The 230-nt window shown below is 58.3% G+C and carries 1 pseudogene; it reads left to right on the forward strand.

The features are described from left to right. Positions 1 to 230, forward strand: a pseudogene (locus BST14_RS29230) (FAD-containing monooxygenase EthA); the annotation flags it as partial.

Raw genomic sequence — 230 nt, forward strand, 5'->3', positions numbered from 1 at the left:
ACGCTTGTGCTCGGTTCCCGAAGGCGATCTTTTCAAGGCCATCAGTGCAGGTAAAGCCTCGGTCGTTACCGACCATATCGAGCGCTTTACCGAGTCCGGTGTCTTGCTCAAGTCCGGCACGGAACTGAAGGCCGATATCATCATCACGGCCACCGGTCTGAACGTGCAGTTGTTCGGCGGTATCGCCCTGCACAAGGATGGCGAGCCGGTAGTGTTGAGCCAGACGCTGG

This window comes from Mycobacterium arosiense ATCC BAA-1401 = DSM 45069 (assembly GCF_002086125.1).
Lineage (GTDB): Bacteria > Actinomycetota > Actinomycetes > Mycobacteriales > Mycobacteriaceae > Mycobacterium > Mycobacterium arosiense.